We start from the raw sequence: 419 nt of genomic DNA on the forward strand, positions 1-419 counted from the left end.
GAACGAGGCCATCACAGCCTCTCGGTACAGCTCAGTGAACGCGACGATATCCTCGATCTGCAACTCTTGAACGGAGCGCGTTACTTCCTCGTCGGATGGCGTCGCAAACTGCTTGATTACTCGGAGAAACGTCGAGTCGTCACAGATCTCATTCTCCTCAAGAAACCAACCAGCTTCTCCTTCTGAATGAGCGCTCCCCTGCGTGAGGCACGCGTTGGAGAACAGATCAAGGATCTGTTCGTCCTCATAGACCCTGTTATCGGCTCTATCGGAGTCGAACTCGGCGAAGCCGTGTTGGCGAGCGAGTTCGATGACCTTACTCCCGTGCTCGCGCACGTGTGCGCGAGACACTGTCGAATCGGATTTACCGTCGCTTGCTTCCTTTTCATCCAGGTTAATTGGAATGAGTGCCTCCGAAA

At 54.2% G+C, this 419-nt stretch carries 1 pseudogene; it reads right to left on the reverse strand.

From position 1 onward, the window contains the following. A pseudogene (locus tag PGX04_RS04000) lies at positions 1 to 336 on the reverse strand (ISNCY family transposase); the annotation flags it as partial. Positions 337 to 419: the final 83 nt, after the last annotated feature.

Source organism: Natrinema soli, from assembly GCF_028618695.1.